Raw genomic sequence first — 12,946 nt, forward strand, 5'->3', positions numbered from 1 at the left:
CCACCGTCGTGAGAAGGACGAGAACAACGCGCCCCCGGCAGTTCCCGAAAGGACTCGATCAGCTTGATGACCACCCGCCCCGGCTCAGACGAGAACAGCCTGTGGATACGCCGGTTCCAGCCCCGTTCGGGGGCCGCAGTACGTCTGGTCTGCCTCCCCCATGCGGGCGGTTCCGCCAGCTACTTCGTACCCGTCGCACGTGCCATGCCGGAGTTCGCCGATGTGCTGTGCGTGCAGTACCCCGGCCGTCAGGACCGCCGTACCGAGCCCCTCATCGACAACATCCCCGAACTCGCCGACCACGTCTTTGCGGCGCTCCTGCCCTGGGCCGATCGACCGTTGGCGTTCTTCGGACACAGCATGGGCGCTTCCCTCGCCTTCGAAGTGGCGCGACGATTCGAGCGCGAGAAGGGCATCATCGCCGCGGCGCTCTTCGCGTCGGGCCGTCGGGCTCCCTCGGCACTGCGTCGGGAGACCGCCCACCTACGGGACGATCGGGGTCTGCTCGAAGAGGTTGCCGCGCTGAGCGGCACCGACTCCGAACTCCTCGGCGACGAGGAGGTGCAGAAGATGATCCTCCCGGCCCTCCGCGCCGACTACCGTGCGGCTGAGACCTATCTACCGGAACCCGGGGATCCGCTGCGCTGCCCGGTGCATGTACTCGTCGGCGACGACGACCCCAAGGTGACCGTGGCGGAAGCCGCAGCCTGGGCCGAGCACACCGCAGGACCGTTCACGATGAAGGTCTTCCCCGGCGGTCACTTCTATCTGACGGACCATGCGAACGAGGTGATCCAGACCATGACGGAACACCTCCGCGCGGCGGGATCACCCTCCGTCTGAGCAGGATCGTGCCCGCGGGAGCCACGCCGGTTCCCGCGGGCGGGCATGCATGCTCATCTTCCGGGAGCTCCGGTGGAAACGCCTTGCCACCGAGCGAACCGCCGCGTTCAACGGGGAGGCCGCGGTTCCGGGGGCGATCAACCGTCCGTCGATGTCCAGGCGGCTTCGGCCGCATCCGCGCTGGGATGCGTGGGAAAGATCTGTGTCAGTCCCACGATGCGGAAGATCCGGCTGACCTGGTCCGGTACGGCGGCCAGCGCAATGGAGGCCCCCGCAGCGGACGCGCGATTGCGGGCCGCGATCAGTACGGTGATGCCGCTGGAGTCGCAGAATGTGAGTCCGGCCAGATCGATCACCAACTGCTGACCGGGCCGAAGATCCAGCCCGGGCAGTCGGCCCCTCACCTCCGGCGCGCTGTGGTGGTCGAGCTCCCCGCCGAGTTCGATGACCGGCCCGGCGGGAGTGTTGCGGACATGGATGCTCAGCTGAATCACTGGGGCTCTTCGCTCGGGGGAGGGGGGATGCTGATGGCCAACACGGCTGTGTCGTCGTCCACCCCGCTGCCGAGGGTGTCGAGCAGCTCGCGGATCGCCGCGAGGGCAACCGGTGCGCTGGTGGGAGCCAGACCCTGCGCGAAGTCCAACAGGGCCTCGTCACCGTACCGGTCACCGGTCAGGGCGCTGTGCGCCTCCGTGAGTCCGTCGGTGTGCAACAGCAGGGTGTCGCCGGGAGCCAGATGCACCGTGGTGGTGGCGATGTGCGCATCGGGGAGCACACCGATGAGCTGCCCCCCGGGAGTGGGCACGAAGGCGGCCCGGCCGTTGCTGTGCATCAGGAGGGCAGGCGGGTGCCCACCGCTGGCCAGCGTGACCCGAAAGCCGCCCTGCTCGCCTTCCGGGGTGAGCAGACCGAAGATGACGGTGCAGTACCGCGGGTCCTGGCCGTTGTACTCATGGTTCAGGACGGTGTTGAGATTGCGCAGCACCGCGGCCGGGTCCGAGTCGTAGACCGCGGCGGCCCGGAGCGTGTAGCGGGCCAGGGAGGTGATGGCAGCGGCGGCGGCTCCTTTGCCGCACACGTCCCCGAGGAACATTCCCCACGTTCCGGAGCCGAGGGGGAATAGATCGTAGAAGTCACCACCGACCTCGTCGGCCGAGGCGATGTGGTAGTGCGCGGCGACATCGAGGCCGGGAACATTGGCCAGGGTCGGGGGCAGCAGGGTCCGCTGAAGGGTGGTGGCCAGCCGCTGGAGGCGCTCTCGCTCCCGCTCCGCCTCCTGTCGTGCGCGCAACAACTCCGACTCATAGGCGCGACGGTCACGGGCGTCGAAGATCGTGGTGCGGATCAGCAGGGGCTGTCCGTCGCCCCCGGTCTTCACCGTCGAGGTCACCAACACGGGCAGGCGCGTTCCATCCGCGGCCTTGAGTTCCAAGGCGATTCCGCTGACCTCCCCCTGCATCCGTAGCAGCGGCGCGTAGTGGGTCTCGTGATAGAGCCTGCCGCCCACCGTCAACAACTCGGAGAACTGCTTCTTGCCGACCACCTCACCGCGTTCGAAACCCAGCCAGCGGAGCAGCGTGGTGTTGATCTTGGCGATCTGTCCGTCGAGCAGAGTGGAGAGATATCCACAGGGCGCGTGCTCATAGAGGTCCTCGGCACTGTCTTCCAGCAGGGAGGAGAAGAGGGCCCGATCGTCTTGCGGCTGCTCGCTCGGATGAGGATCGCGGTCGTGGTCGCCGCTGGTCGTGCACATCACCGTGGCGCGCCGGCGAATTCGGCAATTGCCGCAGCTGTCTCTTCAGGGGCGCTGAGCTGGGGGCAGTGCCCCGTGGCGTTCAGCGTGACCAGCTGGCTTCCCGCGATCTGCTCCTGGAGGAAGGCGCCCACCTCGGGCGGAGCGATCGCGTCCCGGGAACACTGTGCCACCAGGGTGGGGACGGTGACCCGGGACAGGTCGTCGCGATTGTCGGAGAGGAACGTCACGCGGGCGAACGACCGGGCGATCTTCGGATCCGTTCGGCAGAAGCTGTTGGTCAGCTCCTCGCCCAACTCGGGACGCTCGGGGTTGCCCATGATCACCGGCGCCATCGCCCCGGACCATCCCAGATAGTTCGCGTCCAAGGACTCCAGGAGCTCTTCGATGTCCGCGGCGCTGAACCCGCCGCGATAGCCGGTCGCCGGGTCGTCGATGAAGCAGGGCGAGGGAGCGAGCAGAACGAGACCGTCGAACGCCTCCGGTTCGCGCGCCGCCGCCAGAACCCCCATCATCGCGCTCACCGAGTGCCCGACGAACGTCACCGGACCCAGTGCCAATCCACGGCAGAGATCCAGTACGTCCGTCGCATAGCCGTCCAGCGTGGAGTACTGCTCCTCGCTCCACGCCGACAGATCCGAGCGTCCCGATCCCACGTGGTCGAAGAGGACGACGGTGAATTCGCGCTCCAGCGCCGGGACCACCAGACGCCACATGTTCTGATCGCACCCGAACCCGTGCGACAGCACCACGACCCGACCGCCCTCGCGACCACTGACCGTCACATGGTGCCTGCTTCGTACATCCATGCGTCTCATCCTTGCAGACGAACCGCCGGGGCCTGCCGCGGCCCGGATCTCCAGGCCCGCTGTGCTCCCCGCTCGGTCACGGGGGCGGGGCCGAGCAGGCGGTGGAGGCACATGGGTGGGGGCGGCACAGCTGGCCGGTAAGGATCAGCCGAGATGGTCCCCCAAGAGGTTCGCGAACTCCTGCTCCGTGAGGACCTTCGTCCCCAGTGCCCTGGCCTTGGCCAGCTTGGATCCGGCACTCTCACCCGCGACCACGATCGTGGTCTTCTTCGACACACTGCCCGAGGAGACCCCGCCCGCCCGCTCGATGAGTTCATTCATCTCCGTGCGGTTGCGCCCCGCCAACGGTCCGTTCATCCCACCGGTCACCACGACGACCTGCCCCGACAACGGCAGCTCCGTCGCTTCGACGGCCACCTCGGTCTCGGTGGGGCCTCCCGGCTCCGTCATGTTCACGCCGGCGGCGACGAGCTTGTCGATGACCGGACCCATTGCGGCGATGTGCGCGGCGATCTTCGGAGCATTCGCACCGGGCAGCTTCGGCACCGCGGACAGTGCGTCGGCGTCCGCAGCCCGGATCGCATCCATCGTGCCGAAGTGCCGGGCGATCTGCCGTGACAGCGTACGACCCGTCCGGACGATCCCCAAGGCGCAGAACACCCTGTTCAGAGGCTTGTTCCTGGCCGCTGCGATATTCGCCAACAGCGTGTCAGCGCGCCTTTCGCTGCGCGTGGCGGACACCAGCTGATCCCTGCCGAGGGTGAACAGGTCGGCCACGTCGACCACCGCCCCCTCATCCACCAGCGCCTCGATGTAGGTCGTGCCCAGACCGTCGATGTCGAGTTGGTCCCGACCGACGGCGTATCTCAAGGAGGCGAGGAGACCGCAGCCTCCACCGGTCCCGCCCGCGCATTCCCAACGCTCCCCGGATGTGTCGATGGCACCGCCGCACTTGGGGCACACATCGGGAAAGACGATCGGCGTCTCCGCACCCGTACGCAGGTCGACGACGGGCGCCTCGATACGGGGAATGATGTCCCCGGCCTTCCACACCGTCACGGTGTCGCCGACCATCATCCCGCTGGCCTGGATGAAGGCCGGGTTGTGCAGGGTGGCGTACCGCACGATGCTGCCGTCGACCTCGACCGGCTCCAATACGGCCCGCGGGGCGATGATGCCGGTCCGTCCCACATTCCACTCCACGGCCACCAGGGTGGTTCGTCGTTCGACCGCGGGCAGTTTGTACGCGACGGCCCAGTGAGGGTGACGCGTGGCGACTCCGGCCGTCTTCTGCTCCCCGAAGTCATTGACCTTGATCACGGCGCCGTCGATGCCGAACGGCAACTCGGCCCTGAGCCCGGCGATTTCCTCGACCCGGGCCTGAACCTCCTCCAATGTCGCATGGATGCGCATCCCCACCCCCGCCGTGGTGGTGGTCTGGACCCCGGCCGCGGCGATCAGGTTCATCACGGCCTCGTGGGTGTCCCCGGGCAGGCCGGGAGCCTCAGCGTCCACCCCGGCCACGCCGTAGGCGAAGAAGGTGGTCTCGATCGTGTACGGGCGGTCCTTGGCCCGTAGGGTGCCCGCCGTGCCGTTGCGCGGGTTGGAGAACACCTTGGCGCCGTGCGCCTGACGGATTTCGTTCGCCTTCTCGAACTGCTCGTGGGTCATCAGCACCTCACCACGCAACTCAAGGGTGAGGTCCGTTTCGAGTCTTTCGGGAAGGCCGACGATGCTGCCGATCGCATGGGAGACGTCTTCGCCGTGGACGCCATCACCACGGGTGACCAACTGGACCAGCCGGCCGTTTCGGTACCGCGCGGCGATCGCCGCACCGTCCAACTTCGGCTCGACGGCGAATCCACCGGCCACCGGTGCACCCAGCCGCCGCAACACCGAAGCGCCCCACTTCGTCAGCGATTCGGCGTCGAAGACATTGTCGAGGGAGAGCATCGGGACGGTGTGGGCCACATCCCCGACCGGAGCCGCACCGCCCGCGACCTTGCCCGTGGGCGAATCGGAGCGCAGGTGCTCCGGATGCTCAGCCTCATGCGCGACGATTCTGCGGGCGAGCAGGTCGAACGTCGCATCGTCGAGCGGGCTGCTGCCGTCGCCGTAGTACGCGGCGGAGGCGGCAAGGGCCGAGTCGACCGCGTGGTGGTACTCCTCGCGGCTGTCGAACGCAGTGGCGGTGGTGATCGTCATGGGGGCGATCCTGCACCACGGGTCTGACATCGGCCGGAAGCGCGGCCCCGTCACCGCAGCCCGAACGCCCAGGCCGGCCATCGAACGACTTGCGGGAAGGGCTCCACCACGGGCGATCGCCATGTTGAGATGGCGGTGGAGCAGCCTGTGCGGATCACCGGGAGGAGCACATGCCGGTGCACCCGCTGGGTGAGCCGCCCACCAGGCGGGCCATGCTCCGGACGACTCGTACACAGACGGACGACTCGTACACAGACGACCGAAAGGGAAGCACCGTGAGCGAAGATCCCCAACCGCGCATCGACACCTCGGTGGCGCACTCCGCCAGGGTCTGGAACTACTGGTTGGGAGGGAAGGAGCACTATCCGGCCGACCGAATCGCCGGCGACGCCTACCGGGAAGCCTTCCCCCTGATCGAGGTCATGGCGAAGGAGTCCCGTGCGTTCCTGCGACGTACCGTCACCTATCTGGCGGCCGAAGCCGGAATGCGACAGTTCCTGGACCTGGGGGCAGGGTTACCGACGACGGACAACACCCATGAGGTCGCCCAACGCATCGCACCGGATGCCCGAGTCGTCTACGTGGACCACGATCCCTTGGTCCTGCTCCACGTCCAGGCGCTCCTGTCCAGTGCCCCCGAGGGGGCCACCTCCTACATCGAGGTGGATATGCGGGACACCCCGAAGGTGCTCGCCGGAGCGGCCGAGACACTGGATCTGAGCGAGCCGGTGGCCCTCGTCATCTCCGATGTGCTGGGTCACATCGTCGATTTCGAAGAGGCGTTGGCCCTGGTCGCCCGGCTCGTCGCCGCGTTGCCGTCCGGAAGTCACCTCGCCCTGAGCCATGCCAATGCGGACAGTCCCGCGCAGGCCGCGGCCCAGGACGCCTACAACTCCAGCGGCGCCATTCCCTATGTCTTCCGCACTCCGGAGCAGATCGCGCGCTTCTTCGACGCTCTCGATCTGGTGGAGCCGGGGTTGGTCTCCTGGCCGAACTGGCGGCCCGACGCCACCACCGGCAAGGCCACCGAACGAGCCGGTTGGGGCGCCGTCGCGCGCATTCCCTAGCTGCCACGGTCCGTGTGCCGTCCATCCGGATGAGGACGGCACACGGACCGGCCGACGCCCCCGAGGGACCCTCCTCCGACCGGTTGTGCCTGCCAGCGCCGAGGCGGTCGAGTCAGAACCCGAGCGCCATCGCGCAACCGGTACGACTTTCGGTGTAGGCCGTCTTCGTCCCTGGTCATGAGGTGTCTGATCCCAGCGTCGAGACGATGGAGGCATGACGAACTTAAGGACCTCCCCGGTCGCCACCTCGGCCACGAGCAGCCGTCTCGCCCTGCTCGACGTACTGCGGGGAGTGGCGATCCTCGGCACGTTGTTGACCAATGTGTGGATCTTCACGGCTCCGGGGGCCGAGTGGGGCGTCTTCACCCAGGGCACGGCGGAGTTCTCCCTGAACTCCTTTCCGGCTGCGGTGGAGAACCTTCTGCGCCTCCTGGCGAACGGACGGTTCCTGGCCCTCCTGACGATCCTCTTCGGAGTCGGGCTGGCCATCCAGTACCGCTCGGCGAAGCGGCGCGATCAACCGTGGCCGGGACGCTATCGATGGCGTGCCCTCTTCCTCTTCGCCGAGGGCACGATTCACTTCGTCTTCGTCTTCGCCTGGGACGTGCTGATGGGGTACGCCGTCACCGCGTTGTTGGTGGCATGGCTGCTCACCCGCTCCGCCACCGCTCAGAGCCGCGTGATGTGGTGGGCGGCGGGCATCCACGTCTCCTTGATGGTCTTGCTGACGGCGGCTCTCGTGGCCGCGGAGTCCGGGGGTGGTGAGCCGGTCTCCCGCGAGGTGCGTGATCTCTATGCGCACGGTGACTATCTGGATCAGGTGAAGTTCCGGTTGGACAACATGCTGGCTCTGAGGCTGGAACCCGTACTGTCGTTCTGTCTGCTGGTCTTCCTGTTCCTCCTGGGCGTACGACTCTTCCGGGCCGGTGCTTTCGGCGCGGACGACACCGGTCGTCGCATCCGTGCCCGCCTCCTGCTGTGGGGCCTGGGGCTCGGCGTCCCTTTGAGTGTGGTCGCCTCACTGGCGGGAGGCGACTACTTCCTGCTGGATCGCTATGTCGCAGGACCGCTGTCGGCGCTGGGATACATCGGACTGATCGGCCTGCTGACCGATCGAGTCCGACGTACGGGCCCGGTGCTCCACAGCCTCATCTGCGTGGGTAGAACGGCGCTGACCGGCTATGTCCTCCAGAACGTGTTGTGCATGTTCTTGGCGTACGGCATCGGCCTCGGGTTGGCACACCGGTTGGGGGAGACCTGGCGGCCGTGGTGGGTGATCGGTCTGTGGGCGGGGATCTGCCTCGTGCTGATGGTGGGCTCCGCCCTGTGGTTGCGACGTTTCGACACCGGACCGTTGGAGGCCCTGCAAAAGCGCGCCCTTCGCCGCTGACACGGGTGCGGCACCGGGCAAGAGTGCGCATGGACGTCGCGTATCGAATGGTTGGCAGCCCCGGCAGAATTCATCTGGTCCGATCACGTTCACTGCGGGCGTGATCGGACGCGTGACCCCTCGGAAGAGCGAATCCGTTGAACGGCCCTACCCGGGTTTCGGATTCACCGTAGACCAAGGGGAGTTCTGACCATCGCGCCGCCATGGCGGAGTAAGGGTCATCCCCTTCGCCATTCTCGATGGAGAGAATGGCGAAGGGTTTGCAGAATTCAGCGGAGGAGTGTGCCTGTGCTGACCATGGATACCTCGCGTGCGACAGTTCCGGGGCGATCCGGAGAGACGATGATTTCGACACTCGATACTCGATGGTTGGTACGAGGGTACCGGGCTCATGGGAAGCCGGTCCGCAGAAAGCGCTGGGCAGACGGTCGGCGATCTAATCGCCCCGGGAGTTCGCAGTCGGGATCGCCACTCCTCCCATGGGTCCGTCAGACATGTTCTCCTCCGGCAGGTTTGACCGCTGGGCGTCCGCCGGCCTCCCGGCCCGGGTCGCACTCTTGGGAGGAGCCCCGTCCGCGAGCGACAGAGTGCACGATGATGGCCATGTCAAGAGGCGGACCAGACATTCCGGCCGAGGGGCCTCCTCGTCGCTCCCTCGTTGCCTGGACCGCACGTACAGGACAATTCTCCCGCTCGGTCGAGTGGTCACTTGATTCCAATCCCGGCACTCCACACATTTTTCCGCCTCGCGGGGAAGGCGGGCAGGTCGTCGCGGTGGAGCCCGCGCGGTCCCTCACCTCGACAACTCCGCTTCAGTGGCTGGACTTTGCTTGCTTTTTAATGGTCCAGACCTTTACTGTCCCCGCCTGACGGCCGCCGGCCGACAGGAGGCTCGCTCTCGATGGCGATAGACATAAAACCGCGCTCTGCATGGGCGGAGCGCGCCACGTACACAGGTCGCGGACAGATCATGGCGGCTGAGCTGACCTGGACGTTGGGCTGGGACGCCCGTACCGCGCTGGAGGTGGTGCGCGACCAGATCGGCGCCACCCCCGATCCCACCCAGGGGCGCGAGTGGGCCCCCTGGAAGGGCGGAGTGTTCATCCACCACGCCGGACCGCGGAGCTTCTCACCCGATTCCGAGGCGGACTGCATTCAGCACATCGCCGATATCTGGCACGATCACCAACCCAAGTACGGCGACATCGCCTACAACTTCCTGGTGTGCCCGCACGGAAACATCTACACCGGACGTGGATTGGTGCGTGGTGAAGCCAACGGCGGTGACGCGCCGCCCACCGCACTCACCAAGCGCGGCGAAGTCTGGGTGACCGGAGTGGGGGCGGTCGGCCGCAATGCCGGCTTCTACTCCATCCTCGGTCTGATCCGATCGGCGAATCAACCGACAGCGGCCATGCTGGGCTCGATCAAGAATCTGATCCGACACCTCCAAAACGATGTCAGATCAGAGGTGAGGGCGGGGGACAACATCTTCCCCCATTCCCATGGGGACAACACCGAATGCCCCGGAAACCTCACCCCGTACGCACAGTTGGGTTCGTCCATCGACCCCGGTCGGCCGACGGTACGGCCGCACGCACCGGTCATCCCCCGCGTCGCCTGGGGAGCCCGCCCGCCGCGCGCCGAGTACCCCGTCCCGCTCTCGCAGCGCACCGGATTCGCCGTGCACTACTCGGCGGGCCCGCCCACCCAGTCGCTGCGTTCCATCCAGAACTTCCACATGGACGGGCGGAACTGGCCCGACATCGGGTACAACTTCCTGGTCGACCGCAACGGGCGCATCTACGAGGGCCGCGGCTGGCTCAGCATCGGAGCCCATGCCACCGGCTACAACACCACCCACATCGGTGTCTGCTTCATCGGTAGCGACGGAGACGCCACCCCGGCGGCCAAGAACGCCATTCGTGCCCTCTACTACGCGGCCAACAAGAACGTCGGACGGGTGCTCACGGCCACCTACCACGGGGCCATCGGATCGACCTCCTGCCCGGGTGCTGACCTGCGCAACTGGGTGATCGCCGGACTGGGAGGCGACGATGTCCCGATCGAAGGCGGCGGTGTCCCGGGCTCCAACTCGGGCATCATCACGGTCCGTTCCGTGTCCGCCCAGCAGCAGGCCGTGAACCTCCTCGGACATCGACCGATGCTCTCCGTGGACGGCTCCTTCGGTCCGTTGACCGCTGCGGGTGTGCGGTGGTTGCAGACCAAGGTCGGCGTGACGGCCGACGCCAACTGGGGTCCGCTTACTGAGGCCGCTTACATCGCCTACATCAGCGAAGGCGGTGGTGGTGGCGGAGTCACGCTCTACCGGACCGTCATGGCCCAGCAGTACGCGGTGAACTCGCTCGGGTACACGCCTCCCCTGGTACAGGACGCCAGCTTCGGTCCGTTGACCGCCGCGGGTGTGCGGTGGTTGCAGACGAAGATCGGTGTGGTGGCAGACGGCAACTGGGGCCCGGCCACCGAGAAGGCGTATCGCACCTACACCGGCGGGAACGTCAACGGCATCGGCGGGATCTCCACGATCCGCTCCATCGCCGCCCAACAGAACGCGGTCAACGGCCTGGGACACACCCCGCCCCTGGAGGTGGACGGCTCCTTCGGTCCGTTGACCGCCGCGGGTGTGCGGTGGTTGCAGACGAAGATCGGTGTGGCTGCGGACGGCAACTGGGGCCCGGCCACCGAGGCGGCGTACGGCAGCTACACCGACGGTGAACGGCTGGTCATCGACGGCAGCTTCGGCCCGATCACCATCGCCGCCACCCAGCGCGCCATCGGTGTCGTACCGGACGGCAGTTGGGGCCCTGCGTCGAAGCGTGCGCTCCAACGCCATCTCAACACCTGGTCGGACGCCGGACTGGTGGTCGACGGTGTCACCGGCATCGGAACCGTCCAAGCCCTTCAACGCCACCTCAACAAGATGATCGGCGCCGGGCTCACCGTCGATGGGTCCTGGGGACCGGGTACCAATCGCGCCTTGCAGACCGCACTCAACCTGGAGAAGTTCTGAATGGGACAGCAAACGGACCTGCCCGGGGACGGTTCTCCCCGATCCCTGGCGAACCAGCCGGCCGAAGCCTCCCGTAGGGCCGTTCTGGTCTCCGGAGCGTTGGTGGCGGCGGGCCTCGTCGCCGCGAGCGCTCCGGGCGCCTCGGCGGCCGAAGCTCTGCTCGGCCGGGTCGACAGCGCCGGCGGGATTCCCGCATTCGCCGCCGTTCCTGCTGATGGGAGCGATGCGCTCGTGGTCCCTGATGGCTTTCGCGCCGAGACCATCGCGCGCTGGGGCGACCCACTGACCCCTGCCGCGCCGCAGTGGCGGCCCGGCCGCGTCGCCACGGCGGTCGAACAGGAACTCCAGATCGGCAGCCACCACCACGGTGTGCAGTTCCTGCCGTTCGACCAGGGCAACGCCAGCAGACCGTACGGGCTGTTGGTCCTGGCCCATGAGTCCGTCGACGCCGCGCTTACGGAGGGCGCGGCGCGGACGGCCATGGCCGCTCAGGGTGTGACCGTGGTGGCGGTGGCCGCCGCGAAGACCGCAGACGGCACCTGGCGCACGGTGGACTCCCGGTTCAACCGGCGCATCACCGCCCGGACTCCCGCCCGCCTCACGGGTCCGGCTGCCGGCAAGGGCACCTCAACGGGTGTACTGGCCCCCAGCGCGGTGAGCGTCACCCCGTGGGGAACGGTGCTCGTCGCCGAGGAGAACGTCAATGCCTTCTTCGGCACCGATGATCCCTCCTGGCGTCGTTCCGAGAGCCACATTCGCTACCGGTACTCGGCCGCGGGCTTCGGCCATGCCTGGCACCGGGAGGACCCGCGGTTCGACCTGTCCGATCGGCGCGCACGTCCCGAGGACTTCGGCTGGATCGTGGAGATCGATGCCCGTGACCCCGCAGCGGAACCCGTCAAGCGCACTGCGCTCGGTCGGTTCGCCCACGGCAGTGTGACCGTGTCCGAAGCCGAAGGCCGTGTGGTCATCCACACCACGGATGCCGAGGACGGTGAGTACCTGTACAAGTTCATCGGGTCCGCACCCTGGCGCGAATTGCGGGCCCGGGGCAGGGACCCGCTGGACCACGGCACCCTCCACGTGGCCCGCATCTCCGCGGACGGCACTGGCTGCTGGCTGCCGCTGACCCATGGACAGGGCCCGTTGACCAACGAGAACGGCTGGAAGGACCAGGCGGACGTACTCGTCCGGGCACGGCTCGCGGCGGACGCGCTCGGGGCTACCCCCCTGGCCCGGCCCGAGCGGGTGGCGGTGAGCCGGAACGCCGATGTCTATCTCGCCCTCGCGGGTGGGACGGGCACCACCGGGTGCGGTGGGGGAGCTGCCGACTGCGGGCCCGGCGGTGGACCGTACGGAAGCATCATCCGGTGGCGCGAGGCGGGCGAGGACGCGACCTCGACGGCCTTCCACTGGGAGCACTTCCTCCTGGGAGGGGACCCGACGGCGACGGCCGACGGGGCGTTCGCCCATCCCAAGGGAGTGTGGTGCGATGCGGCCGGTCGGCTGTGGATCTCCACCGGGATCCCGGGGCACTCGCTGAACAGCTCCCAAGGCCCGTTCCCACGGCTGGGCAACAACGCCCTGCTCGTCGTGGACCCGGACTCCGGCACGGCTCGTCGGTTCCTCACGGCGCCGCGCGGCGCCGAGGTCGCCGGTGTCACGGCGACCTCCGACGGCAGGACGATGTTCGTCAACATCCAGCATCCCGGGCAGCGCACGACCGCCTGGGGAGCCCCCGACACGGATGCCCCGGGAGCGGTCAGCACCTGGCCGGAGCACGGCCGTGGCTCCTACCCCCGCTCGGCGACCGTAGCGATCCATCCCATCGGAAGTCGCACCCGATGA

9 protein-coding genes are annotated in these 12,946 nt (G+C 67.7%); 5 read left to right on the top strand and 4 right to left on the bottom strand.

Annotated elements, in window-relative coordinates; genetic code table 11:
• Window positions 1-66 precede the first annotated feature (66 nt).
• Entirely contained in the window at window positions 67-843 is a 777-nt protein-coding gene (locus ACFXJL_RS26890; protein ID WP_384640980.1) for a thioesterase II family protein, read from the top strand.
• 137 nt (window positions 844-980) lie between these two features.
• Here ACFXJL_RS26890 and ACFXJL_RS26895 read toward each other — a convergent pair whose 3' ends face one another.
• The 4 genes from ACFXJL_RS26895 to ligA form a co-directional block, all read right to left on the bottom strand.
• The gene (locus ACFXJL_RS26895; RefSeq protein ID WP_384696523.1) at window positions 981-1,337 is read right to left on the bottom strand and encodes an STAS domain-containing protein; all 357 of its coding nucleotides are present in this window, start codon (window positions 1,335-1,337) and stop codon (window positions 981-983) included.
• A complete protein-coding gene (locus ACFXJL_RS26900) occupies window positions 1,334-2,596 on the bottom strand; it encodes a SpoIIE family protein phosphatase (protein WP_358880442.1) in 1,263 nt (420 codons plus the stop codon). Before ACFXJL_RS26900 ends, ACFXJL_RS26895 begins: the two co-directional genes overlap by 4 nt.
• Complete coding sequence (locus tag ACFXJL_RS26905; protein WP_358880441.1) at window positions 2,596-3,405, bottom strand: alpha/beta hydrolase; 810 nt, start codon at window positions 3,403-3,405, stop codon at window positions 2,596-2,598. Before ACFXJL_RS26905 ends, ACFXJL_RS26900 begins: the two co-directional genes overlap by 1 nt.
• A gap of 144 nt (window positions 3,406-3,549) precedes the next feature.
• On the bottom strand, window positions 3,550-5,610 hold the full coding sequence (ligA, locus tag ACFXJL_RS26910; protein ID WP_384696527.1) for an NAD-dependent DNA ligase LigA: 2,061 nt from the start codon (window positions 5,608-5,610) through the stop codon (window positions 3,550-3,552).
• Window positions 5,611-5,885: 275 nt separating this feature from the next.
• On the opposite strand from ligA, the gene ACFXJL_RS26915 reads away from it, so the two are divergent.
• The 4 genes from ACFXJL_RS26915 (at window position 5,886) to ACFXJL_RS26930 (ending at window position 12,946) form a co-directional block, all read left to right on the top strand.
• Window positions 5,886-6,677 carry an SAM-dependent methyltransferase gene (locus ACFXJL_RS26915; protein WP_384696530.1) on the top strand — a complete coding sequence of 264 codons (792 nt, stop codon included), beginning with the start codon at window positions 5,886-5,888 and terminating at the stop codon, window positions 6,675-6,677.
• Between the two features lie 214 nt (window positions 6,678-6,891).
• On the top strand, window positions 6,892-8,067 hold the full coding sequence (locus ACFXJL_RS26920) for a DUF418 domain-containing protein (protein WP_384696533.1): 1,176 nt from the start codon (window positions 6,892-6,894) through the stop codon (window positions 8,065-8,067).
• Window positions 8,068-8,968: 901 nt separating this feature from the next.
• Window positions 8,969-11,098, top strand: a complete 2,130-nt coding sequence (locus tag ACFXJL_RS26925) for a peptidoglycan-binding protein (RefSeq protein ID WP_384640998.1) — start codon at window positions 8,969-8,971, stop codon at window positions 11,096-11,098.
• On the top strand, window positions 11,099-12,946 hold the full coding sequence (locus ACFXJL_RS26930) for a PhoX family protein (protein WP_384696536.1): 1,848 nt from the start codon (window positions 11,099-11,101) through the stop codon (window positions 12,944-12,946). It begins immediately after the preceding gene.

Origin of the sequence: Streptomyces sp. NPDC059256 (assembly GCF_042753785.1) — a bacterium.
GTDB lineage: Bacteria > Actinomycetota > Actinomycetes > Streptomycetales > Streptomycetaceae > Streptomyces.

What these genes read in the sequence shown, in the direction of transcription:
- ligA (WP_384696527.1), bottom strand. Translation starts at nt 5,610, where the DNA reads ATGACGATCACCACCGCCACTGCGTTCGACAGCCGCGAGGAGTACCAC.
- ACFXJL_RS26920 (WP_384696533.1), top strand. Translation starts at nt 6,892, where the DNA reads ATGACGAACTTAAGGACCTCCCCGGTCGCCACCTCGGCCACGAGCAGC.
- ACFXJL_RS26930 (WP_384696536.1), top strand. Translation starts at nt 11,099, where the DNA reads ATGGGACAGCAAACGGACCTGCCCGGGGACGGTTCTCCCCGATCCCTG.
- ACFXJL_RS26925 (WP_384640998.1), top strand. Translation starts at nt 8,969, where the DNA reads ATGGCGATAGACATAAAACCGCGCTCTGCATGGGCGGAGCGCGCCACG.
- ACFXJL_RS26890 (WP_384640980.1), top strand. Translation starts at nt 67, where the DNA reads ATGACCACCCGCCCCGGCTCAGACGAGAACAGCCTGTGGATACGCCGG.
- ACFXJL_RS26900 (WP_358880442.1), bottom strand. Translation starts at nt 2,596, where the DNA reads ATGTGCACGACCAGCGGCGACCACGACCGCGATCCTCATCCGAGCGAG.
- ACFXJL_RS26905 (WP_358880441.1), bottom strand. Translation starts at nt 3,405, where the DNA reads ATGGATGTACGAAGCAGGCACCATGTGACGGTCAGTGGTCGCGAGGGC.